General features: G+C 60.2%; 21 protein-coding genes and 1 pseudogene. 7 read left to right on the top strand and 15 right to left on the bottom strand.

Annotated features, from left to right (window positions below):
* Window positions 1-97 precede the first annotated feature (97 nt).
* From AB4N43_RS13765 to AB4N43_RS13750, 4 genes and pseudogenes are all read left to right on the top strand, one after another.
* On the top strand, window positions 98-892 hold the full coding sequence (locus tag AB4N43_RS13765; RefSeq protein ID WP_027921944.1) for an AraC family transcriptional regulator: 795 nt from the start codon (window positions 98-100) through the stop codon (window positions 890-892).
* 64 nt (window positions 893-956) lie between these two features.
* A pseudogene (locus AB4N43_RS13760) lies at window positions 957-1,262 on the top strand (PsiF family protein); the annotation flags it as partial.
* A complete protein-coding gene (locus AB4N43_RS13755; protein ID WP_442966304.1) occupies window positions 1,245-1,403 on the top strand; it encodes a PsiF family protein in 159 nt (52 codons plus the stop codon). The pseudogene AB4N43_RS13760 and the gene AB4N43_RS13755, both read left to right, overlap by 18 nt.
* 239 nt (window positions 1,404-1,642) lie before the next feature.
* On the top strand, window positions 1,643-2,656 hold the full coding sequence (locus AB4N43_RS13750) for an AI-2E family transporter (RefSeq protein ID WP_027921942.1): 1,014 nt from the start codon (window positions 1,643-1,645) through the stop codon (window positions 2,654-2,656).
* Window positions 2,657-2,712: 56 nt separating this feature from the next.
* On the opposite strand, the gene AB4N43_RS13745 is transcribed toward AB4N43_RS13750, so the two are convergent.
* On the bottom strand, window positions 2,713-3,987 hold the full coding sequence (locus AB4N43_RS13745; protein WP_027921941.1) for an Hsp70 family protein: 1,275 nt from the start codon (window positions 3,985-3,987) through the stop codon (window positions 2,713-2,715).
* A gap of 293 nt (window positions 3,988-4,280) precedes the next feature.
* Here AB4N43_RS13745 and AB4N43_RS13740 point away from each other — a divergent pair, with 293 nt between their 5' ends.
* The gene (locus tag AB4N43_RS13740; protein WP_027921940.1) at window positions 4,281-5,228 is read left to right on the top strand and encodes a DnaJ C-terminal domain-containing protein; all 948 of its coding nucleotides are present in this window, start codon (window positions 4,281-4,283) and stop codon (window positions 5,226-5,228) included.
* 23 nt (window positions 5,229-5,251) lie between these two features.
* Window positions 5,252-5,557: a chaperone modulator CbpM gene (locus AB4N43_RS13735; protein ID WP_027921939.1), complete on the top strand. Its 306-nt coding sequence runs from the start codon at window positions 5,252-5,254 to the stop codon at window positions 5,555-5,557.
* A gap of 115 nt (window positions 5,558-5,672) precedes the next feature.
* Here the strand turns inward: AB4N43_RS13735 and AB4N43_RS13730 are convergent, their stop codons facing one another.
* A complete protein-coding gene (locus tag AB4N43_RS13730; protein ID WP_027921938.1) occupies window positions 5,673-6,800 on the bottom strand; it encodes a sensor histidine kinase in 1,128 nt (375 codons plus the stop codon).
* 237 nt (window positions 6,801-7,037) lie between these two features.
* On the opposite strand from AB4N43_RS13730, the gene AB4N43_RS13725 reads away from it, so the two are divergent.
* Window positions 7,038-12,323 carry an NEL-type E3 ubiquitin ligase domain-containing protein gene (locus tag AB4N43_RS13725; protein ID WP_460154155.1) on the top strand — a complete coding sequence of 1,762 codons (5,286 nt, stop codon included), beginning with the start codon at window positions 7,038-7,040 and terminating at the stop codon, window positions 12,321-12,323.
* Between the two features lie 62 nt (window positions 12,324-12,385).
* Here AB4N43_RS13725 and ureC read toward each other — a convergent pair whose 3' ends face one another.
* The 13 genes from ureC to AB4N43_RS13660 all read right to left on the bottom strand — a co-directional run bounded on the left by ureC (window position 12,386) and on the right by AB4N43_RS13660 (window position 23,611).
* Window positions 12,386-14,086, bottom strand: a complete 1,701-nt coding sequence (ureC, locus tag AB4N43_RS13720; protein ID WP_194940964.1) for an urease subunit alpha — start codon at window positions 14,084-14,086, stop codon at window positions 12,386-12,388.
* Between the two features lie 172 nt (window positions 14,087-14,258).
* Window positions 14,259-14,567, bottom strand: a complete 309-nt coding sequence (locus AB4N43_RS13715) for an urease subunit beta (RefSeq protein ID WP_109627750.1) — start codon at window positions 14,565-14,567, stop codon at window positions 14,259-14,261.
* Window positions 14,567-15,100 carry a GNAT family N-acetyltransferase gene (locus AB4N43_RS13710; RefSeq protein ID WP_027921934.1) on the bottom strand — a complete coding sequence of 178 codons (534 nt, stop codon included), beginning with the start codon at window positions 15,098-15,100 and terminating at the stop codon, window positions 14,567-14,569. Before AB4N43_RS13710 ends, AB4N43_RS13715 begins: the two co-directional genes overlap by 1 nt.
* A gap of 6 nt (window positions 15,101-15,106) precedes the next feature.
* Window positions 15,107-15,640, bottom strand: coding sequence for a GNAT family N-acetyltransferase (locus AB4N43_RS13705; protein ID WP_027921933.1), 534 nt, complete (start codon window positions 15,638-15,640; stop codon window positions 15,107-15,109).
* Window positions 15,641-15,649: 9 nt separating this feature from the next.
* On the bottom strand, window positions 15,650-15,952 hold the full coding sequence (locus AB4N43_RS13700) for an urease subunit gamma (RefSeq protein ID WP_007945249.1): 303 nt from the start codon (window positions 15,950-15,952) through the stop codon (window positions 15,650-15,652).
* A 69-nt stretch (window positions 15,953-16,021) separates the two neighbouring features.
* Window positions 16,022-16,861 carry an urease accessory protein UreD gene (locus AB4N43_RS13695; RefSeq protein WP_460154154.1) on the bottom strand — a complete coding sequence of 280 codons (840 nt, stop codon included), beginning with the start codon at window positions 16,859-16,861 and terminating at the stop codon, window positions 16,022-16,024.
* Window positions 16,862-16,904: 43 nt separating this feature from the next.
* Window positions 16,905-17,603, bottom strand: a complete 699-nt coding sequence (gene urtE / locus AB4N43_RS13690; protein ID WP_027921931.1) for an urea ABC transporter ATP-binding subunit UrtE — start codon at window positions 17,601-17,603, stop codon at window positions 16,905-16,907.
* A gap of 139 nt (window positions 17,604-17,742) precedes the next feature.
* Window positions 17,743-18,612: an urea ABC transporter ATP-binding protein UrtD gene (gene urtD, locus AB4N43_RS13685; RefSeq protein ID WP_027921930.1), complete on the bottom strand. Its 870-nt coding sequence runs from the start codon at window positions 18,610-18,612 to the stop codon at window positions 17,743-17,745.
* A complete protein-coding gene (urtC, locus tag AB4N43_RS13680; RefSeq protein WP_027921929.1) occupies window positions 18,609-19,688 on the bottom strand; it encodes an urea ABC transporter permease subunit UrtC in 1,080 nt (359 codons plus the stop codon). Before urtC ends, urtD begins: the two co-directional genes overlap by 4 nt.
* Window positions 19,688-21,190 carry an urea ABC transporter permease subunit UrtB gene (gene urtB, locus AB4N43_RS13675; RefSeq protein ID WP_460154153.1) on the bottom strand — a complete coding sequence of 501 codons (1,503 nt, stop codon included), beginning with the start codon at window positions 21,188-21,190 and terminating at the stop codon, window positions 19,688-19,690. The genes urtC and urtB overlap by 1 nt, the downstream gene beginning before the upstream one ends.
* Window positions 21,191-21,351: 161 nt before the next feature.
* A complete protein-coding gene (gene urtA / locus AB4N43_RS13670; protein ID WP_027921927.1) occupies window positions 21,352-22,617 on the bottom strand; it encodes an urea ABC transporter substrate-binding protein in 1,266 nt (421 codons plus the stop codon).
* Between the two features lie 224 nt (window positions 22,618-22,841).
* On the bottom strand, window positions 22,842-23,141 hold the full coding sequence (locus tag AB4N43_RS13665; protein ID WP_194940960.1) for a hypothetical protein: 300 nt from the start codon (window positions 23,139-23,141) through the stop codon (window positions 22,842-22,844).
* A 98-nt stretch (window positions 23,142-23,239) separates the two neighbouring features.
* On the bottom strand, window positions 23,240-23,611 hold the full coding sequence (locus AB4N43_RS13660; protein WP_410921800.1) for a DUF6124 family protein: 372 nt from the start codon (window positions 23,609-23,611) through the stop codon (window positions 23,240-23,242).
* Window positions 23,612-23,860: the final 249 nt, after the last annotated feature.

Below are 23,860 nucleotides of genomic sequence, written 5' to 3'. Positions count from 1 at the left end.
GGAAAAAAACCAGAACGTTAATGAGGGGCAATTATCCCCTTGTCTGGATACAAGCCTATACTTCGATCCAGACAATCGGCCCTTGATGACGGACAGCATGACCAGTAAACACATCGACCTGCTGGAGTTCAGCGAACTGCCGGCTCCGATTTATTTCCGCTACGCCGACTTCAACACCCACGAATACGCCTCGGCTCACCGCCACCCTTGGGGCACGCTCGAATATTCGGCCAATGGCGTGTTGCACATGGAAATCGGCAACAGTCGCTTTATGTCGCCGCCGCAATACGCGGTATGGGTGCCGCCCGAGACCGAGCACAGCTTCTATAGCAACCAGCCGATCAACTATCGTGCGGTGTGCCTGGCGCCGTCGCTGTGCCGCGAGTTGCCGCAACAGGCCTGTACGCTGGCAATCAGCGACATTCTCAAGGCGATCCTCAAGGACTTCGCGGCGCGGGATGTGAAAATTCCCGAGTACGAGGCGGACGTTCGTCTAGGCCAGGTGCTGGTGGATCAACTGCAACTGGCGCCGGTGCATGAATGCTACCTGCCTTACGCCAGCAGTCCGGGGTTGCTCGGGATACTGGAAACCTTGCAAGCCGAACCGGGCGATAACCGGCCCTTGGCCGACTGGGCTGCGCAGATCCATGTCAGCGAACGCACCCTGGCACGGCAGTTCGTTCGCGAACTGGGCATGAGCTTCGGTGAATGGCGCCAGCGCTTGCGCTTCCTCGCGGCGATCGAGGCGCTGGACAGCCAGCGCAGTGTTCAAGACATCGCCTTCGACATGGGTTACAGCACCGGCTCGGCTTTTATCGCAATGTTTCAGCGTCAGGCCGGGTGTACGCCGGAGCAGTATCGACGCAGTCACCTGGAGAACAGGAAGGTGTAACAGGGGTTGTCTACACTCCAGCATGAGGCCGTGCCCATCGGTGCGGCAACAAGGAGAAAACTCCATGAAGATGTTGCGTGCCCCTTTGTTGATGATCGGTTTGCTGCTCTGCTCCCAAGGCTTTGCGGCCACTGCCCAGCAGGACAAGATGACGACCTGCAATGCCGATGCGACGGCCAAAAGCCTCAAGGGCGATGAGCGCAATACGTTCATGAGCAACTGCCTCAAAGCAGCGCCGGCCGCTCCGGCCGCCGCTGAAGTCAAGGCCATGACCCCGCAGCAGGAGAAGATGAAAAACTGCAACGCCGACGCCACCACCAAGGCGTTGAAAGGTGATGAGCGCAAGGCGTTCATGAGTAACTGCCTGAAAGCCGAGCCGGCGGCCACTGACGTGAAAGCCATGACCCCTCAGCAAGAGAAGATGAAAGCCTGCAACGCCGATGCTACGACCAAGGCGCTGAAGGGCGATGAGCGCAAGGCGTTCATGAGTGATTGCCTGAAGAAAAAATAAGTTCTGGTCCAGAAGGGGGTGGGGGCTGAGAGGGCTTCTTCGCGAGCAGGCTCGCTCCCACAATAGATCTATGTTCGCAGAACCCATGTGGGAGCGAGCCAGTTCACGAAGCGGCCCGTCGGCGCGCTGCAAAAAAATCACCAGAGCCCCGACCAAAGTCGATCGACACAATCCCTAGTGCTGCCACCGGAACGCTGGCAGACTGCCAATCCTTTTTACGCCGTTCGTTTTGAGGCTGTATGCCAACGTTTTCTCAACGCCACGTTTTGCTGCTGATCAGTTGGGTCATCATTTTTGGTGGTTTGCTGCTGGTGATCCCGCTGCGCTTGCTGCCTAGCCTGTTGGCCGGCCTGCTGGTGTTCGAACTGGTCAATATGCTCACGCCGCAATTGCAGCGGCTGATCGAAGGGCGGCGTGCGCGCTGGCTGGCGGTGGCGCTGCTCGGGACTCTGGTGGTGAGTGTGCTGGCGCTGATCTTTGCCGGCGCCTTCAGTTTCCTGCTGCACGAGGCGGAAAACCCCGGCGCGTCCCTCGATAAATTCATGCACGTGGTTGAACGCGCGCGCGGACAATTGCCGCCGTTCATCGACGCCTATCTGCCCGCCAGCGCCGGTGAATTTCGCGTGGCCATCGGCGAGTGGATCAGCAAGCACTTGAGCGATTTGCAACTGGTCGGCAAGGATGCGGCGCACATGTTCGTGACGCTGCTGATCGGTATGGTGCTGGGAGCGATCATTGCCTTGCAGCGCGTGCCGGACCTGACCAAACGCAAGCCGCTGGCCGCTGCGTTGTTTGATCGTTTGCATTTGCTGGTCCAGGCGTTTCGTAACATCGTGTTTGCGCAGATCAAGATTTCCCTGCTCAACACCTTCTTCACCGGGATCTTCCTGGCGGTGATCCTGCCGATGTTCGGCATCAAGCTGCCGTTGACCAAAACCCTGATCGTGCTGACCTTCCTGCTCGGCTTGCTGCCGGTGATCGGCAACCTGATGTCGAATACGCTGATCACCATTGTCGGTTTGTCACTGTCGATCTGGGTCGCAGTGGCGGCGTTGGGTTACCTGATTTTTATCCACAAGCTCGAGTACTTCCTCAACGCGCGGATTGTCGGCGGGCAGATCAGTGCCAAGTCGTGGGAGTTGCTGCTGGCGATGCTGGTGTTCGAAGCCGCGTTCGGCCTGCCGGGGGTAGTGGCGGGGCCGATTTATTACGCGTATCTGAAGAGCGAGTTGCGGCAGGTGGGGATGGTCTAAGCGACTGTTGATCTACTGTGGCGAGGGGGCTTGCCCCCTCGCCACAGGGTTTCGGATCAGTCCATCGTGCCGTAACGCTTCGACGCTTCAATCGCCAACCCGCTACCAATGCTGCCGAAGATGTTCCCTTCCACATGCCGCGCCTTTGGCAACATCGCCGAAACGCTGTTGCGCAGTGCCGGAATCCCGCTCGAACCGCCGGTGAAGAACACCGTATCCACCTGATCAACCCGCACATTCGCGTCGTTGAGCATTTGCGTCACGCTGTTGCGCACGCGCTCCAGCAACGCTTCGATGGCGGATTCGAACAATGCGCGGCTCAGTTCCACACTCAGCCCCGGCTCGATCCGGTCCAGCGGCACATGGCGACTGTCGGCATGGGTCAGCTGGATCTTGGTTTCTTCCACTTCCATGGCCAGCCAGTGCCCGGCGCGCTGGTCGATCAGCTTGAACAGGCGATCGATGCCGCCGGTGTCTTCGATGTCGTAGCGCATGCTGCCCAGGGCCAGGGTCGACTTTTGCGAGTACACCGAGTTGATGGTGTGCCAGGTCGCCAGGTTCATGTGGTGGCTGGTCGGCATGTAGGCGCCGCTCTTCATGCGGCTGCCGTAGCCGAACAGCGGCATCAGGCCCTGCAGGCTCAGCTGCTTGTCGAAATCGGTCCCGCCGATGTGCACGCCGCCGGTGGCGAGGATGTCATCGTGACGGTTGTCGTGGTTGCGGCGCTCAGGCGACAGGCGCACCAGCGAGAAGTCGGAGGTACCACCGCCGATGTCGACGATCAGCACCAGCTCTTCTTTTTCGATGGTCGACTCATAGTCGAACGCCGCGGCAATCGGTTCGTACTGGAACGAGACATCCTTGAAGCCAATGGCGCGGGCCACGTCGACCAAGGTGTTTTCGGCTTCCTGGTCGGCCATTTCATCGTCATCGACGAAAAACACCGGGCGACCCAGCACCACTTCCTCGAACTCCCGACCAGCGGCGGTTTCGGCGCGCTTCTTCAACTGGCCGATAAACAGCCCTAGCAGGTCCTTGAACGGCATCGCCGTGCCGAGAACGCTGGTGTCGTGCTTGATCAGCTTGGAGCCCAGCAGGCTCTTGAGCGAGCGCATCAGTCGGCCTTCATAGCCTTCCAGGTACTCGTGCAGCGCCAGACGGCCGTATACCGGGCGGCGTTCTTCCATGTTGAAGAAGACCACCGAGGGCAGGGTGATCTTGTCGTCCTCCAGCGCGATCAGCGTTTCCATGCCGGGGCGCAGCCAGCCGACGGTGGAGTTGGACGTGCCGAAGTCGATACCACAGGCACGGGCTGGAGATGCGTTTTTCATGACTTTCAGGTTCCGGTTAAAAAACGGCCGCGCAGTGTATGTCAGTGCGACGAATATTCGAAGGCCGACTATCCGCTATTTCGCAGGCATTAGCGCTTGAAACACTCAGCTTTGCCCCAAACTTGCTGGCATGGGCCTGGTAGCCAACCGGCGGTCGCAAGAACCGCCGCCCGCTGCCGATAAACTTCTGACGCGCCGCCCGGTCACAAAGTTGAGATCGGTCAATCCAAATGCTGCAAACAGGAGCATGCTGTGCGTGGCTGCGCGAATTGATAACGGATGGTGATCCTTAGATGGACTTCAAAGACTATTACAAGATTCTCGGTGTGGAACCGACCGCTGACGACAAGGCAATCAAGGCTGCCTATCGCAAGCTGGCGCGCAAATATCACCCTGATGTCAGCAAGGAAAAGGACGCCGAGGCGAAATTCAAGGACGCCTCGGAAGCCTATGAAGCGCTGAAAAGCGCCGACAAACGCGCCGAATACGACGACTTGCGCAAATACGGCCAGCACGGCCAGCCGTTCCAGGGCCCGCCAGGTTGGCAGGGGCGTGGTGCCGGTGGTTTCGGTGGTGGTCAGGACACGGGCGATTTTTCGGACTTCTTCAGTTCGATCTTCGGTAACCGTGGGCCTGGTTTTGGCGGTGGAGAGTCGCGTCGCAGTGCGGGACGTCGAGGGCAAGACGTGGAAATGGAACTCGCAATTTTTCTGGAAGAAAGCCTCTCGAACGAATCGAAGAAGGTCACCTTCCAGGTGCCGCAGTACAACGCGGCCGGCCAGCATGTCAGCAACACCACCAAGAGCCTGAACGTAAAGATCCCGGCCGGTGTGACCGACGGCGAGCGCATTCGCCTCAAGGGCCAAGGGGCCCCGGGGATCGGTGGCGGCGCCAATGGCGACCTGTTCCTGATCATCCGCTTTGCGCCGCACCCTAAATTCGACGTTGAAGGCGAGAACCTGATCATCACGTTGCCGCTGGCACCGTGGGAACTGGCGCTGGGTACTGAAGTGGCGGTGCCGACCCTGACCGGCAAGATCAACCTCAAGGTCCCGGCCGGCAGCCAGAACGGCCAGCGCATGCGTGCCAAGGGCCACGGCCTGCTGAACAAGGCGGGCGAGCGTGGCTTCCTGTTCGTGCAATTGAAGGCGGTCATGCCAAAAACCTCGAACGATGAGGTCAAGGCGTTGTGGCAGGAACTGGCGAAAAAAGCCGAGTTCAACCCAAGAGAAAACTTCTGATCCAAGAGACGGAGTAGCCCATCATGAGCACCCCCCTGACCGTTCACCTGGACCTGGCAGAATTCTGTGAGGCGACCGACCTGTCGGACGTCTACGTGATCGAAATCGTCGAACACGGCATCCTCGAACCTCAGGGCAAGCAGCCCAAGGATTGGCGTTTCAACGATTACGAGCTGTCACTGGCCAAGCGCGCCGCGAAGTTGCGGCGCGACCTGGAGCTGGAGTGGGAAGGCGTTGCCTTGGCGCTGGACCTGCTGGAAGAGGTTCAGCAGTTGCGGGCCGAGAACCGGATGTTGAAGCAACGGTTGGGGCGGTTGGTGGTCGAGTAGGTCTCGATTGCCTGTCAATCCGCTTTCGCGAGCAGGGGCGGTCATCCTTCTGGATGAACTCGGTTTATTGTGGGAGCGAGCCTGCTCGCGAAGAACGATAACGCGGTATTCCTGCCTATCCGTTCCGGGGCAACACCACCGTAAACAGTGTCCCGTCAGTCTTGTTCGAACTGACCTCTATCGTCCCGCCATGGGCATTCACCACTTCCTTGACGATAAACAACCCCAGGCCAAGGCTGGTCGTTGGCTGACCCAGTCCTTCGTCGGCACTGCGCACCAGTGGGTCGAAGACGGTGCCAATGGCCTCCTCGGGAATCGGCACGCCAAAGTTGTGCACCGTCAGGCGAACCGCCTGAGGCTCCCCGCTCACGGTGACGGTCACATCGCGTTTGTTCAAACCGTGCTGCAAGGCATTGCCGATCAGGTTCTGCAACAGTTGAGCGATCCGCCCGGCATCCCAGACACCTTGGGTGTCCCCCACGACTTTTAGCGTTGGATCGCACTCCGGGTTACCGGCGCAGGCTTGGGCAATCGCCGCGTCCGCGGCATCGGCCAGGTCCATGGGCGCCGGCTCGATGGGCAGGCTTTTGCCCAAACGGCTGCGCACCAGCTCCAGCAAATCGCTGACCATCACCGCCATGTGCCGTGCGCCACGCTTTATGTTGTTCGCGCAGGCGAGTGCATCGCCTTCCAGCGCCACTTTTCGCATCAGCATTTCAGTGGACATGCTCACCGCTTGCAACGGTGCGCGCAGGTCATGCCCGAGAATCGCCAGGAAGATGTCCCGTGAGTGATTGACCTGATCGGCATAGGCCGCAGTGGACTCGGCGAGGGCTTCGTCGACGGCTTCGTTGAAACGGATCATGTCCTGGAAGTAGGTCAGGTCCGGTGATTCCAGGGTATCGACCCACAAACGGATCACGCAGGCGCGCAGATGCCGGAATTCCGAGGTCATCTGCACCAAGTCAAATCCCACGGTATGGCGCAGTTCGCCATGGCTGGCGCCGGCTTCATCCAGGCTCGGGGTTTTTTCCGGGCCTTCGCCCTTGGCCTTGGCCATCTGTTCGCAGGTGGTTTGCGCGGTGGTCATGTCCCGCGCCGCGGCCAGCAAAATGGCCTTGGCATGATCGCGCAAGGCGACCTTGTCCATGTGCTCGGCCGCCGGGGTAATGGTACTGGCGAACTGCTCCCATTCATCGACGATACGGTCTACGTGTTGCCTGATGAATTCGGGTAGGCGCATGTCCGGTTTCCTGATGGGAAGTCTGGCGCATCTTAGCTCCTTTGCTGCCCGCTAAAAACTACCATTACGCGGTAGCGCACTTTCGTCTGGCGCCCGGGCGGTAATTACCTGTTTTTTTAATTCTTAAATCGAATACGACTTTGAGGTATGCCTGATTTCAGCGCTGTTTTTTGATCTTTTGTTTTCGTCGCCAGCCAATAATCTGTTGGTTCAATTCATCGCATAAGGATTTGCGAAATGAACGAACGTTCAGACACTGCGGATCGATCCGTCATTGCCCTGCATGCAAGAGACGCAGAGCGCACTGTTTATCGTGATTATCTGCTGGGTAAACTGCCCCCGCTGGTCAAAGACGCACCCGCCTCGCGCCTTGTTGCCTTTGCCCATTCGAAACCGGAGTTTCCTGAGTGGTATTTCAATTCAACGGCCATTGATCGCCAGTACCTCAAGGAGTTGATCGACGAGCACTGGCGCCTTCAGGGGCCATTGGACAATACGCTGAAGAACGTGCAGCAGGACATTCTTGCCTTTGCCGAGCCTTTGCTGGTCCAGGCATTGAAAGAGCAGTTGAATCTGGAACTGGACGTCAACGCGACGCTGATCCGGCTGTACATCCCCGCCAATCTGGCTATTGGCATCGATACCAACGCCAGTCGGCTCAGGCAATCGTCGTTGCTGGAAGCTGCCCTGCACAATTTCGAGGCCCCCGAAACGCAGGTGGGCGCGTTTCGCGGTGGCTCGGGCATTTTCACCAGGGACGACGAAAACGAGCTTCACCGGCATACGCTGACGGTCGAAAGATTTGCGTCCCTGTGCCGGACGCTCGATATCGGTGCGCAATATCAGCGCCACCTCACGGCATTACTGATGCCCGAGGACGTCACGGCCAGAGCCAACGTCGTGGGGCAATGCACGGCCAGTGAAAAAGCCGCGTTCCACGAGTCGGCGCTGATCGCGTACCTGAAAAAGGACGTCACGTCCTATGGCTACGGGAAACTTCGGCAGATACGTGACAACGGACCAGGCATTTTGATGGGGCGTCGTCCCCTGCATTGCCATCGGCTCTCGATCATGGGGTTCAGGCTGTCCGGTATTGTGTTGTTCAGTGCCGTGGCGGATCCCGCTAAAATCAAAAGAGTCTACGACGCCCTGATTCCAGAGCATCAACGAACGATGCTCGAATGGTCGCGAAGTCTGGCACTGCTCCCGGGGCAGGAGTTTGAACAGTTCAAGCAGCTCCAGGCGTTCTTCGCCAATGGCCCCAGTGGTCTTGTCGAGGCCATGTTGCAGCGCCACGATGCTTATCAACAAAGCCGTCTGGAGGGAACACTGATTGCGTATGTCCCCGATGATCCCGACCACCCCTTCAAGGAATACGAGTCCTTCACTGATTTCATGAAGGAACTGACGAGCCAATTGCGCTCGCCGGGTTATCAACAGTTTTTCAGTCGTTTCGTCGCGCAAAAAGACCAGGGCAAGTTCTTTGCCCGGGTTCGCGAGCGCCTCTCGACATTCACCTGGAAACAGCGCGAGCCGCTGGACATGGGGCCATGGTGGCGCGAGACCGCCGTTGAAAATGCCGACGCAGAACCTGTCACCCATACCCTTTCAGGCGATCTCTGGGCGCAGACCCGTCTGTGGCGCAGGGAGAAAGCGATTGCGGACGCGCGGCAAATCGCTGTGCCGACCGGCGATGAAGACGCCACCAACCGCTGGAATCGCCTGACCAGTTATCTGAACATCGGCTGGAACGTGTTCAACTTTGGCGCCATGCTGGTTCCCGGCCTGGGCGAAGCGATGCTGGCCATCATGGCCGGGCAAATGGCTTTCGAAACCCTGGAAGGCATTGAAGACTGGAGCAAAGGGGACAAGGAGGAAGCGGCGGCCCATCTCACCGGTGTCATGATCAATTTCGCGCAGTTGGCCATTATGGCGGCCGGGCATGTCTTGCCGTCTGGTGCGGCGCCGTCTGTCAAACCGTCGGCGTTTATCGACCGGTTGAAAAAGGTTGAAGTGGCGGATGGTCAGACGCGCCTATGGAACCCGGACCTTTCGCCCTACGCCCAAGACAGGGTGTTGCCCACCGAGGCGAAGCCAAACGAGCAGGGCCTGTACCGGCACAGGGAAAAAGACATCCTGAAGCATGACAACAAACATTTCGACGTCATCAACGATCCACGCACCGGTCAGCCACGCCTGCAACATCCGACCCGGCCAAAGGCTTATCAGCCGACACTGGAGCACAACGGTGCCGGCGCATGGAAGACCGAACTCGACCGCCCCATCGAGTGGGACACCACCACCCTCATGCGGCGCTTGGGACCGAAGGTCGAGGGCTTTTCTGATAACACCCTGGAGCAGATTCGTCTCGTCAGTGGGCTGGAAGAGGATCAATTGCGTCGGTTGCATGTCGTCGGCGATCCGCCGCCTGCGTTGCTGACCGACACGATCGAACGTTTCCAGGCCTGGGCCGAGGTGCAAAAACTGCCCGGGCAGATAAGGCTCGATGAGGTTCCGGAGGCGTTCGTCGAGCAGGTGCCCCGGTTGCTGGTTGAATTGCCCAGATGGCCCGAGCAAAAAAGCATCGAGCTGTTTGACGGCCCCGGGCATAGCGGGCGCTCGATCAAATTGGGCAACGTCGATGCGCTGCCCGCCGACACGCTGCAGATCAGCCATGCCGAGGTCCGATCAGGGAAACTGCCGGAGCGTGCGGTGAAGTTTGCGAACGAGACGGACATTCACGCGATGCTCGGACAGGGCATTGCGTCTGACGAGCAAATCCGCATCGAAGCCTTGAAAAACCTGTTGGCCGGGCGAGCAAGCCAGCGCCGCGCAGCTCTGTTTGACGCGCTGAGTCGCCGTTTGCAGCAAACCGACAACCCGCAGGTGCAGGTGCTTCAGGATGCGTTCAATGGGCTCCCCACGGCCGTAGCCCGGGAATTGCTCGCCGACATCGAGCCGCAAGACCGGCTCAACCTCACCGAGCCGTCGCGCATCCCCTTGCAACTCAGGGAGCGGGTGAGAGTGGCCTTGCGGGCCATACGAACCGCGCGCGCTTATGAAGGGCTCTTTCTCGACGTGCCGTTCGGTGTGGACACCGAACGGCTGGCATTGCACTCGATTCAAGCGCTACCGGAGTGGCCCGAAAACGTTCGGATCGAAATCCGTGAGCTTTCATTCGACGGGCGGTTGCGCGACAGCATCGGCTCGACGGACGCCACCCACCGCAGAATCCTGGTCAGCGAGGACGGCCAATACCAGGCACGCGATCCCGATGATCTGCATTTGCACGGGGCCGATGATCTATACACGTCGGTGTTGCATGCTTTGCCGGATGCCGAACGAAACACACTGGGGTATCACGTCAATCAAGGCGCCACGCTCAAGATCGCCATTCAAAAAACGCCATTGCCACGGGACACGTTCAGCGCGCTACTTGGCGATAACCCTGTACGCAAACCGACGTATGACCCCGTCACGATGCGCCTGCGTGGCGGCATGCGCGGGGTGGCTCATGGGCTAAGCCGAGTCAACGAGCCCATGACGCCGCAAGAGCGGGTGCGTGTTGTCCGCCCCGGATGGACGGAGGTCGAAGCCTTGTCCTATCTGCAGGTGAGTGGCAGCGAACTCAGTCTGGAGCAGAGGGCCAGCGCACTCGAAGCGGAATTCGATCGGCTCAATGCCAGCTTTCAACGCTGGTTGAAGTCGCCGACCCACGCGTACAGCTTCACCCCTGCCGGCGTCGCCGAATGGCAATCCAGAAACGCCTTGTACAAAGCGGTCAGGGAATGTTGGCAGCACACCGGGTTGCGCCATGTGGATTCATTCGGTCATTTGCAGGGCATGGTGCTCGACCTGGAAAACATGCCGCTTGGGCGTCATCTGCGCACCCTGCCTGCCCTGGAAGGCAATTTCGATCACGTCACGCGCCTCAATTTGACCCTGACCGAATTGACCGACGCACACAGTTCCTTCCTCGATCATTTTCCCCGCCTGCGTTCGCTCAACGTCAACGGCAATGCGCTCTCCGCTGTTCCCGGTGCCATCCGCCGCATGCGCGCGCTGACGGAACTCAACATGCGAGGTAACCGTATTGTCCTGGACGCACAAGGTGTCGCGGACCTGCGCAACCTGACACGACTGGAGGTTTTGGACCTGTTTGGCAATCCGTTGGGGCAAGCCCCGGACATTGGCAGCATGAGAAGGTTGCACACGCTGATCCTGGCGGACACCGGGATTCATGGCTGGCCGCAGGGGCTGTTCGCACAACCGCGGTTCCGGCATTTTTTCCTGGATTTGCAGCGCAACGAAATCACCCACATTCCGGCAGTGCCCCCTGGCTCTGCTCAGGCGGAATTGCTGGCGCGCACCTTGCTGAGCCGGGAGCCGCAGTGGTTGGCCGAGGCCAATCTGCAGACGCTCAGGGACTCCATTGAATCCGTCGGCATGGACCCGGATCGTCCATATCCACCCCGCGGTGTGCGTGACAGTCTCGACTGGGAGGCGGGCATGACACGGTCGGAATGGGTGGCGAAACAGGAGGTCTGGAACAGCGTCGAAGATGAGCACGGATCGGTCGGTTTTTTCAACGAGATCCGCAAACTCACCGAGTCGGGGCATTTCAAGCACGACACCGGATTTCGGGTCGATATGACCGCCAAGGTTTGGCGCATGCTTGAAGCGATGTCGAAAAACACCGAGCTTCGGCAAAAACTTTTCACCATGACCACCGTGCCCACGGCGTGCGTCGATGCTGGCGCGCAGCTGTTCAATGCCATGGGCCTGGAGGTGCTGATTCATGAGGCGTATGAACTGGCCAATCCCTCGCTGGTGGAAGGTGAGCTGGTTACGCTGGCGCGAGGCAAGTCACGTCTGGATGAACTGAGCAGGATTGCCCGCAAAACCATTTCCGAACGCGAGGCGATGGGCGAGGCGTTCAGGCGTGTCAATGCCATGGGGGAGGTGATGGGCACGATCGATGAGGTGGAAGTTCACCTGGCGTTCATGACCGATCTTGCCGAACGGCTGGACTTGCCCTGGCAGTCTCGAAACATGCAATTCAGAGGGATCGCGGGTGTCACCTCGGCGATGATCGACAATGCTTACCTGCGTGTGCTCGACCTTGAGGAAGGTGAGCTGCTCGGTGATTTGCTTGTCGATCAGCCGTTCTGGGCAGCCTACGTCGAAGGGGTCAACCGACGGGCTTTCAAAGGGTTCAGGCGCCGGATCGATGCCACGACAGACTTCTATATGGCATTGGACCAGCGTGCGAATGACACAACGCTTTCCCTTGAGCAAAAGGCTCGGTTGAAGGAAGAGCTCAGGGTGCTTGGCGCTGAACTGGGCAAACCGGAAAGCGATTTTGCGCCGGGCCGTGTCATGACCGACGCAGACTATGCTGCTGAGCTGAATTCAATCGATGAAGACAAAAAGGAGTTGCTCAAAACCTTCACCCAACAGGCGATCGACCGCGCAAAACTGCAAAGGGTAGAGGTCCCGTTTGTCGTACAGCCGGACGTTTGATTGCTGCTTTCCCGGGGAACGGGTACGCCAGGTCCCCGGGAATGATCAGACCGATCGAACGATCAAAACAGGAAATATCGCTGGGCCATCGGCAGCACATCCGCGGGCTCACACCAGAGCAGCACGCCGTCGGCTTTGACTTGATAGGTCTGTGGGTCGACATCGATCGTCGGCAGGTAATCGTTGTGAATCAAGTCGGTTTTCTGCACCTCGCGGCACCCTTTGACCACTGCGATTTTTTTCTTCAAACCCAACGCCTCAGGCAGGCCCGCCTCCTGCGCGGCCTGGCTGATAAAGGTCAGGCTGGTGGCGTGCAACGAACCGCCGTAGCTGGCAAACATCGGGCGGTAATGCACCGGTTGCGGCGTCGGAATTGACGCATTGGCGTCGCCCATCAGGCTGGCCGCAATAGCTCCGCCCTTGAGGATCAAGGTCGGCTTGACGCCAAAAAACGCCGGCCGCCACAGCACCAGATCCGCCCATTTACCCACTTCGACCGAGCCCACTTCATGGCTGATGCCATGGGTGATCGCCGGGTTGATGGTGTACTTGGCGATGTAGCGCTTGGCGCGGAAGTTGTCGTTGCCTTCGCCATCACCGGGTAGTGGGCCGCGTTGCTTTTTCATCTTGTCGGCGGTTTGCCAGGTGCGCGTGATGACCTCGCCAACGCGGCCCATGGCCTGGCTGTCGGAGCTGATCATCGAGAACGCGCCAAGGTCGTGGAGGATGTCTTCGGCGGCAATCGTCTCGCGGCGGATACGGCTTTCGGCGAAGGCCACGTCTTCGGCAATGCTCGGGTCCAGGTGATGGCAGACCATCAACATGTCGAGGTGCTCGTCGATGGTGTTGCGGGTGAACGGCCGTGTCGGGTTGGTCGAGCTCGGCAGCACATTGGCAAAGCCGCAGGCCTTGATGATGTCCGGGGCATGACCGCCGCCCGCACCTTCGGTGTGGTAGGTGTGGATGGTGCGGCCTTTGAACGCGGCGAGGGTGGTTTCGACGAAGCCGGATTCGTTGAGGGTGTCGGTGTGGATCGCCACCTGCACGTCGTACTGGTCGGCGACGCTCAGGCAGTTGTCGATGCTCGCCGGCGTGGTGCCCCAGTCTTCATGCAGTTTGAGGCCGATGGCGCCGGCCTTGACCTGTTCGATCAAGGGCTCCGGCAGGCTGGCGTTGCCCTTGCCGGTGAGGCCGATGTTCATCGGGAACGCGTCGGCGGCCTGAAGCATGCGCGCCAGGTGCCACGGCCCGGAGGTGCAGGTCGTCGCGTTGGTGCCCGTCGCCGGGCCGGTGCCGCCGCCGATCATGGTGGTGACGCCGCTCATCAGCGCCTCTTCGATTTGCTGTGGGCAAATGAAGTGGATGTGGGTGTCGATGCCGCCAGCGGTGAGAATCATCCCTTCACCGGCGATGACTTCGGTACCGGCGCCGATGGCGATGGTCACGTTCGGCTGCACGTCCGGGTTGCCGGCCTTGCCGATGCCCGCCACGCGGCCATTCTTGAGGCCGACGTCGGCTTTGACAATGCCCCAGTGGTCGATAATCAGCGCGTTGGTGATCACCGTGTCGACGACGTCTGCGGCCAACAGTTGGCTCTGGCCCTGGCCGTCGCGGATGACTTTGCCGCCGCCGAATTTCACTTCTTCGCCGTAGGTGGTGAAGTCTTTTTCGACTTCAATCCACAGTTCGGTGTCGGCGAGGCGAACCTTGTCGCCGACGGTGGGGCCGAACATGTCGGCGTAGGCCTGTTTAGAAATTTTCATGGGCTTGCCTTGGGATTCGATTGTTTTTGAGACCGCTCGCATAGCTCGCTATCGCAGCCTCGCTGCGCTCGACAGCTCCTACAGGTGCTCACACACGTTTGTGGTTGCACGCGGTCTTGTAGCCGCTGTCGAGTGAAACGAGGCTGCGATCTTTTTGGACGCACTGCAGTAATCAGTCGAGGTCACCCATGATCCTGCCGGCAAACCCGAACACCCGGCGATGCCCGGCCAGATCGACCAGCTCGACCTCGCGACTTTGTCCCGGCTCAAAACGCACCGCGGTGCCCGCCGGGATGTTCAGGCGCATGCCGCGGCTGGCGGCGCGGTCGAAGGTCAAGGCGTCGTTGGTTTCGAAAAAGTGGTAATGCGAGCCGACCTGGATCGGCCGGTCGCCGCTGTTGGCTACCTTCAGACTGACGGTGCGGCGGCCAACGTTGAGTTCGATGTCGCCGGGCTGGATCTGGTATTCACCGGGAATCATCAATGGGCTCCTTGCAGAATCTTGTAGTAGAGCGCGGTCGGTTTGTAGCGCCCGCTCGGGTCGCACGCGTAGTCGGGGATCTCGCCCGCCCGGGTATAACCCAATGCCTTATAGAAATCTTCGGCGGGGGAGCCGGCTTCGGTGTCGAGGTAGAGCATGCCGCGCTTGTGCTGGAGCGCGGCCTGTTCCAGCGCGCTCATCAACTGTTGGCCCAGACCACGACGACGCGCGTGTTCACGCACCAGCAGTTTTTGCACTTCGGCGCGGTTCAGGCCATTGGCTTTCTGGCACAGGGTCAGTTGCACACTGGCTTCCACTTGTTCGTCGCGAACCACCACCCACAGCAGCACGCTGCCCTTGTTCAGGTTCTCCTGGACTTCATCGAAATAGGCGCGGGCCTGAGTCGCGTCCAGATTGGCCATGAACCCGACGCTGGCGCCATAACCCACGGCGTCGAGCAGCAGATCAATCAAACCCTGGCGGTAGTGCGCAAAGCTTTCAACATTGACGCGTCGCAGTTGGGCGGCGTTCATCGGGCGTTACTCCTTGCTGGCGACAGGCGGCTGCGCGCCGGGATTGAGGGTCAGTTGCATGAAGGTCAGGTCCAGCCAGCGGCCGAACTTGGTGCCCACTTGGGGCATTTGCCCGGTGGTGATGAACCCGACGCGGTCATGCAGACGAATGGAAGCGGCGTTGCCGCTTTCGATGGCAGCGACCATCACATGCTTGTCGCAACCTTTGGCGCGTTCGATCAGCACCGTCATCAGTTTCGGGCCGAGGCCGTTACCGCGCTGATCGCTGCGCACGTACACCGAGTGCTCGACGGTGTGGCGGAAACCATCGAAAGGCCGCCAGTCACCAAATGAAGCGTAGCCCAGCACGCTGTTGTCACCGTCGACAATCACCAGAATCGGATAACCCTGGGCTTGCCGGGCGCTGAACCAGGCCTGGCGATTGCCGAGATCAACGGCCTGTTCATTCCAGATCGCCGTGGTGTTGAGCACCGCGTCGTTGTAGATGTCGCGGATCGCCGGCAAGTCGGCATGCACCGCGTCACGGATGTGGTAAGTCATGGCGGCTCCTCAGGCGATGGGTTGGTGGACGGTGACCAGCTTGGTGCCGTCGGGGAACGTCGCTTCAACCTGGATCTCCGGGATCATTTCTGGAATCCCTTCCATGACTTGTTCGCGGGTCAGCAGCGTGGTGCCGAAGTGCATCAAGTCGGCCACGGTCTGGCCGTCACGCGCACCTTCGAGCAGGGCGGCGGAGATGTAGGCCATGGCTTCCGGGTAATTGAGTTTCACGCCGCGCGCCAAACGCCGCTCGGCCACGAGGCCGGCGGTGAAGATCAGCAGCTTGTCTTTTTCGCGTGGTGTCAGGTCCATCGTTGGAATCCATCTGGGCAGATAAAAAATTTCAGATCTGTAAACACCAATCCCCTGTGGGATCGTGTTTCAGGTGCTCCATATTCTCGGTGGGACCGCTTCCCGGCCAAGCAGCGCAGGCCTGAGCAATCGCCACAATTCAATCAACCAGCCGCGCGCCAACAGCGCTTCACTGGCCAGGCACCGGGCCACCAACAGCCCCGGCAACTGGGTCAAATCCCCGCGTACGTCATTGGGCAGCGATCGACAGGTTTCCAGCTGTTCACTGTCGATCTCCCCGGTGACCAGCAACGTCGCAAACACCGGTTGACCATCAAGACCAATCGGCGAATCCAGCAACCCGTCATTCCCGACAATGCGCTGGCGTTCGTGCCAGAGCAACTGGCCGTCGCGGCGAATGTCCAGCCGCGCCTGGAAATGCCCGAGGTCAAAACGCTCGCCACTGGCCGGGCGACCCAGCGCCACAACGTCCCAGTAGAACAGCCGCGCGTCACCTTCCAGCTCAATCGAGGTGCTCAATTCGGCTTGGGCATCGCTGAAGATAATCGTCTCCTGCGGCAACCACTCCAGCGTTCCGCCAGCCGCGACTTTCAGATCCAGTTGCTGATAGGCCGGGCCTGCCGCGCGGTACCACTTGGCCGCGCCGGGGCTGGTGATTTGCGCCCAGGCCTTCGCGCCGACACTGGCCGAGATGTCCAGCCGATCACCGCCTGCAATCCCGCCCGGCGGGTGCACGATGATGTGCTGACAGACCTCGGGGCCTTCGGCATACAAGTGCTTTTGCACCCGCAGCGGGCCTTTGTGGCGGCGCTGGACCGGACGCGTGCTGTCGCCGAAACGGGCATAGCCCAGCTCCAGCTCGGCGTGCCAGCTCGGGGTAAACAGGACAGCAGGAAGAGGTACATTCATAGTTTCTAATTATCGTTAGGACGCTACAGATTAGATCGTAGCCTTAAATCGTGACTAGACCGCGCACACCTTCGGCTTCCATATGTTCACCGCGACCCTGTTGCACGATCTCACCCCGGGACATCACCAGGTATTGATCGGCCAGTTCGGCGGCGAAATCGTAGAACTGTTCCACCAGCAAAATCGCCATGTCGCCCCGAGCCGCGAGCTTCTTGATCACCGCACCGATTTCCTTGATCACCGATGGCTGGATGCCTTCGGTGGGCTCATCGAGGATCAACAGGCGAGGACGGCTGGCCAGCGCCCGGCCGATCGCCAATTGCTGTTGTTGACCGCCGGACAAGTCACCGCCGCGCCGTTGCTTCATTTGCAGCAGCACCGGGAACAGCTCGTAGATGAACGCCGGGACTTCCTTGGCTTCGCTGCCAGGGAAGCGTGACAGGCCCATCAGCAGGTTTTCTTCGACGGTCAGCCGACCGAAAATCTCGCGGCCCTGCGGCACGTAGGCGATCCCGGCATGCACGCGTTGATGTGGCTTGAAGGTTGTGATCGGGTTGCCTTCCCAGTTCACCGCACCTTCCTTGGCCGGGAGCAACCCCATCAGGCATTTGAGCAGGGTGGTTTTGCCGACGCCGTTGCGTCCGAGCAGGCAGGTGACTTCGCCGACTTTCACGTCAAACGTCAGGCCGCGCAGGATGTGGCTACCGCCGTAATACTGGTGCAGCTTGTCGACTTGCAGCATTGCTGAATTCCTTCTGTTTCACACAGAACCCTGTGGGAGCTGGCTTGCCTGCGATGGGGGTGGGACAGTTAACGTCATTGTTGGATATGCTGGCCTCATCGCAGGCAAGCCAGCTCCCACAGGTTTTGCGTGTGCAGGTTCAGCGACCGAGATACACCTCGATCACTCGCTCATCGGCCTGCACCTGCTCCAGCGACCCTTCCGCCAGCACGCTGCCCTGGTGCAACACGGTGACGTGGTCGGCAATCGAACCCACAAACCCCATGTCGTGTTCCACCACCATCAACGAATGCTTGCCCGCCAGGGTCTTGAACAGTTCTGCGGTAAATTCGGTTTCAGCGTCAGTCATGCCCGCCACCGGCTCGTCGAGCAGCAGCAGTTGCGGGTCTTGCATCAGCAGCATGCCGATCTCCAGAAACTGCTTCTGACCGTGGGACAACAACCCCGCCGGCCGATTGACCGACGTGGTCAGGCGAATGGTTTCCAGCACGTCAGTGATGCGATCTTTCTGCTCACCAGTAAGGCGCGCACGCAGGCTGGCCCACACTGATTTGTCGGTTTTCTGCGCCAGCTCCAGGTTCTCGAACACGCTCAACGCTTCGAACACCGTCGGCTTCTGAAACTTGCGACCGATACCGGCCTGGGCGATCTGCACTTCGCTCATCTGCGTCAGGTCCAGGGTTTCACCGAACCAGGCCTTGCCGTGGCTTGGCCGGGTCTTGCCGGTGATCACGTCCATCAGCGTGGTCTTGCCGGCGCCATTGGGGCCGATGATGCAGCGCAACTCGCCGACGCCGATGTACAGGTTCAGGTTGTTCAGCGCCTTGAAGCCGTCGAAGCTGACGCTGATGTCTTCCAGGGTCAGGATCGTGCCGTGGCGGGTGTCGAGGCCGGGGCCGACGCGTTGGCCGTGACTGATGGCGTCGCGGCTGGTGCCGGCGTCCTTGTTTGGCTCTACGGGAAAAAAGGCTGGTTCGAGCATGAATTCCGCCGTGGGTGTGATTCTCATTGTTCGCCCCTTTTCTTCAGCAGACCGATCACGCCCTTCGGCAGGTACAAGGTCACGACGATGAACAGGGCACCGAGGAAAAACAGCCAGTACTCCGGAAACGCCACGGTGAACCAGCTCTTCATGCCGTTGACCACGCCGGCGCCCAGCAGTGGACCGATCAGCGTGCCGCGACCACCAAGGGCCACCCAGACCGCCGCTTCAATCGAGTTGGTCGGCGACATTTCACTCGGGTTGATGATCCCGACCTGCGGCACGTACAACGCCCCGGCCAGACCGCACAACACCGCACTCAACACCCAGACAAACAGCTTGAAACCGCGCGGGTCGTAGCCGCAGAACATCAGGCGGTTTTCCGCATCGCGCAGTGCGGTCAGCACCCGGCCGAACTTGCTCTGCGCCAGGCGCCAGCCGATGAACAGGCTTGCCACCAGCAACACCACCGTGGCGAAAAACAGCACGGCGCGAGTGCCGGGTTCGGTGATGCCGAAACCGAGAATGGTGCGGAAATTAGTGAAGCCGTTGTTGCCGCCAAACCCGGTCTCGTTGCGGAAGAACAGCAGCATTCCAGCGAAGGTCAGGGCCTGGGTCATGATCGAGAAATACACGCCCTTGATCCGCGAGCGGAAGGCGAAGAAGCCGAACACCAGCGCCAGCAATCCCGGCGCCAATACCACCAGGCACATGGCCCAGAGGAAGCTGCTGGTGCCGGTCCAGTACCACGGCAATTCGGTCCACGACAGGAAGGTCATGAACGCCGGCAAGCCATCGCCCGAGGCCTGGCGCATCAAGTACATGCCCATCGCGTAACCGCCGAGGGCGAAGAACAGGCCGTGGCCGAGGGACAGCAGGCCGGCGTATCCCCAGACCAGGTCCAGCGCCAGCGCGACGATGGCGTAGCAAAGAATCTTGCCCACCAGCGTCAGGGTGTAGGCCGAGACGTGAAACACACTGATCGGCGACAACAGCGACAGCAGCGGCAACGCCAGCAGCAGCGCGAGAATCACCGCGCCGACCGCGATCGTGACTGTGGGGCCGGCTTTTTGTGTAGCGGTAACGAGCAGGGGCTGGTTCATCAGTCGATCACCCGTCCTTTCAGTGCGAAGAGGCCTTGCGGACGCTTCTGGATGAACAGAATGATCAGCGCGAGGATCAGGATCTTGCCGAGCACGGCGCCGATCTGCGGTTCGAGAATTTTGTTGGCGATGCCGAGGCCGAACGCGGCGAGCACGCTACCGGCCAATTGGCCGACACCGCCGAGCACCACCACCAGGAACGAGTCGATGATGTAGCTTTGGCCGAGGTCCGGACCGACGTTGCCGATCTGGCTCAGCGCTACGCCACCGAGGCCGGCGATGCCCGAGCCGAGACCGAAGGCGAGCATGTCCACGCGCCCGGTCGGCACGCCACAGCAGGCGGCCATGTTGCGATTCTGGGTGACGGCGCGCACATTCAAACCCAGGCGCGTCTTGTTCAGCAGCAGCCAGGTCAGCACCACCACAAACAGCGCAAACGCGATGATCACGATGCGGTTGTACGGCAGCACGAGGTTGGGCAGCACTTGAATCCCGCCCGACAACCACGCCGGGTTGGCCACTTCAACGTTCTGCGCGCCGAACACCAGGCGCACCAGCTGAATCAGCATCAGGCTGATGCCCCAGGTGGCGAGCAAGGTTTCCAATGGGCGGCCATAGAGGTGACGAATCACCGTGCGCTCCAGCGCCATGCCGATGGCGGCGGTGACGAAGAATGCGACCGGCAACGCGATCAGCGGGTAGAACTCGATGGCTTGCGGGGCGTAGCGCTGGAACATCATCTGCACCACATACGTCGAGTACGCGCCGAGCATCAGCATCTCGCCGTGGGCCATGTTGATCACGCCGAGCAGGCCGAACGTGATCGCCAGACCGAGGGCGGCGAGCAGCAGGATCGAACCGAGCGACATGCCGCTGAAGGCTTGGCCGAGCAACTCGCCGATCAGCAGTTTGCGTTTGACTTGGGCGAGGCTGGTTTCGGCGGCGGTGCGCACGGCGACGTCGGCTTCGACGCCCGGTTCGAGCAAGGTTTCGAGGCGGGTACGGGCGAGCGGGTCGCCGGTTTCACCGAGCAAACGCACCGCAGCGAGGCGCACAGCGGGGTCGGTGTCGACCAGTTGCAGATTGGCCAGGGCGAGGCTGAGGGCGGCGTGGACGCTTTCGTCTTTTTCGCCGGCCAGTTGCTGGTCGAGGAATGTCAGCTGCGCGGGTTTGGCGCTTTTCTGCAGCTGCTGCGCGGCGGCCAGACGGGTTTTCGGGTCGGCGGCGAGCAGTTGATGGCTGGCCAGTGCGGTGTCGATCAGACCCCGCAGGCGATTGTTCAGGCGCAGGGTTTTGGTTTGGCCGTCGACAGTCAGTTCGCCTTGTTGCAGGGCGTTGATCAGTTCGATACGGGCCGGGTCGGGCTGCGCGGCCCAGGCTTCCAGCAGTTTGGCTTGCTGCACGGGGGGGGCGGCGACGAAGTCTTCGGTGTCGCTGGCAAAGGAGGTTGCCGGCAGCAAAAGCGCAATGGCGAGAATCAGACGATAAAGGGCGGAGGGCATAGGTAGTCGCCTTGACACGGACATTGTGGGAGCTGGCGTGCCTGCGATGCAGACGACTCGGTGTGTCTGATGCTCCGAGGTGATGCCATCGCAGGCAAGCCAGCTCCCACAGGGATTTATGTCGGGCCTGGGCTCCATGCCCAGGCCCGACATCCAGTGGCTTAGTTGCTCTTCATCGCATAATCCGGCTTCTTGTCGTTGCCATCGATAAACGGGCTCCACGGCTGGGCGCGGATCGGGCCTTCGGTCTGCCACACCACGTTGAACTGACCATCGGCCTGGATCTCGCCGATCATCACCGGTTTGTGCAGGTGGTGATTGGTCTTGTCCATGGTCAGGGTGTAGCCGGACGGCGCGGCAAAGGTCTGGCCGGCGAGGGCTTCGCGGACTTTGTCGACGTCGGTGGACTTGGCTTTTTCCGCCGCTTGCGCCCACATGTGAATGCCGACATAGGTGGCTTCCATCGGGTCGTTGGTCACCGCTTTGTCGGCGCCCGGCAGGTTGTGTTTCTTGGCGTAGGCTTTCCAGTCGGCGACGAATTTCGCGTTCTGCGGGTTCTCGACCGATTCGAAGTAGTTCCACGCCGCAAGGTTGCCCACCAGCGGTTTGGTGTCGATGCCGCGCAGTTCTTCTTCGCCGACGGAGAACGCCACGACCGGAACGTCGGTGGCTTTCAAACCCTGGTTGGCCAGCTCTTTATAGAACGGCACGTTGGAGTCGCCGTTGACGGTCGAGATGACGGCTGTCTTGCCGCCGGCGGAGAATTTTTTGATGTTGGCGACGATGGTCTGGTAATCGGCGTGGCCGAACGGGGTGTAGACCTCTTCGATGTCCTTGTCCGCCACGCCTTTCGAATGCAGGAACGAGCGCAGGATTTTGTTGGTGGTGCGCGGGTAGACGTAGTCGGTGCCGAGCAGGAAGTAACGCTTGGCGCTGCCACCTTCTTCGCTCATCAGGTATTCAACGGCGGGAATCGCCTGCTGGTTTGGCGCGGCGCCGGTGTAGAACACGTTCGGCGACATCTCTTCGCCTTCGTACTGCACCGGGTAGAACAGCAAGCCGTTGAGCTCTTCGAACACCGGCAACACCGATTTACGCGACACCGACGTCCAGCAGCCGAACACCACCGCAACCTTGTCTTGAGTCAGCAACTGCCGGCCCTTTTCAGCGAACAGCGGCCAATTCGAGGCCGGGTCCACCACCACCGGTTCCAGCATCTTGCCGTTCACGCCGCCCTTGGCGTTGATCTCGTCGATGGTCATCAACGCCATGTCTTTGAGCGACGTTTCGGAGATCGCCATGGTGCCGGACAACGAATGCAGAATCCCGACCTTGATGGTCTCGGCGGCCTGGACAGTCCAGGTCATGCCCATCGCGGCAATGCTTGCCGAGAGTGTGAAAGCCTTGATCAAGCTACGACGCTTCATTGTGCGATCTCCATGAACTTATGAATTTTTTTGGTTGGCAGATGCGGACTACTGAAGGGTGTTTTGCAAAGGCTGTGCCCGGTCGGCAAAAGGCAGGGAAATGTCGTTTTAGAGCGCTCGCGCGCGGTGGCGGCGCACCATGAAGGGACGAGGGCGGGGCGGTGGTGCGAGGGTGTGCGTCATTGTGGTGCTGCCGCGTGGCGGCAGCGGTGATGCAGAAGGGTTCAGTTGGGGCCGGGAAATGAGTCGACGTATTGGATCTTGAAATCGGGGAAGGAATCGACGATCTGGATTTTGTAATCAGGGAAGCTGTCGACGGTTTTCCACTTGCCCGGCGAGTCCGCAAAAGAGTCGACCTGCTGCACCTTCAGATCGGGAAAGGAGTTCACCACCTGCACCTTGTAGTCCGGAAAGCTGTCGACGAATTGGATCTTGCCGTAAATCTTCGAGACATCGACGGTGGTATCGGCCATTGCGGCGCTGGAGCCGAATACCAGCAACGACAGGAAAACAGATTTCAGCATGAGGCTCATCCTGAGGGTCGTGAGATGCGCAGTGTAAGGAATGTTGAGCCCCGGTGGGAGCGAGCAGCCTCACTCCCACATTTTTTCTTGCGGTGTATTCAAGTGGGAACGACCTTATCCACCGCGCGGTTCACCGCCAGTTCGGCGAGCATGATGATCTGCTGGATGGCCATCGCCTTGTGGCGCTGCGGGCCGATCAGGTCGGCGGCGAAGTCGCTGGCCAGGACACTGGCGGACGCCAGGGATTCACAAGCATGGACCAACAGGCTTTCGCTGTCGTTGTCCGGGGCGATCATGTACATCGTGCTGGGGCGGCGGGGTTTTTCGGTGTAGAGCGCAGGCGGATCCAGGTAGTAGTCGAGGGCGCGTTTGATGGCTTCGCGGTCTCGGAGCAGGTCTTCGTCGCGAGATGTTTCGGGTTCGGGCGTGGTGGTGTCGATGGGTGGATCGGGTACGATTTTCTTAGTCATGGTAATGATTCCCTTGAAGCAATTGGAGCCATCACTTGTCGTTTCTCACGCGACGAAGGGGTGGCAGCTATGTGCGGAGTGAGAAACCGGTAGGAATCAACCCGGCCGAACCGAAGTCCGCCCGCACACAGCCGCCATAGTCATTGCCGGCAGCGAATAAGCTGGCGGCAATTATGGTGGAGCTAGCGTTGGATTGAAACCTGTCCGGGTTCTCACACCCGATCACTGAGTCTTCAGTGACAGCCCCAG

The organism is Pseudomonas sp. S2_B07 (assembly GCF_054668435.1).
The sequence above is the reverse complement of the archived record's forward strand: the minus strand, read 5'-3'. Positions and strand labels throughout refer to the sequence as shown.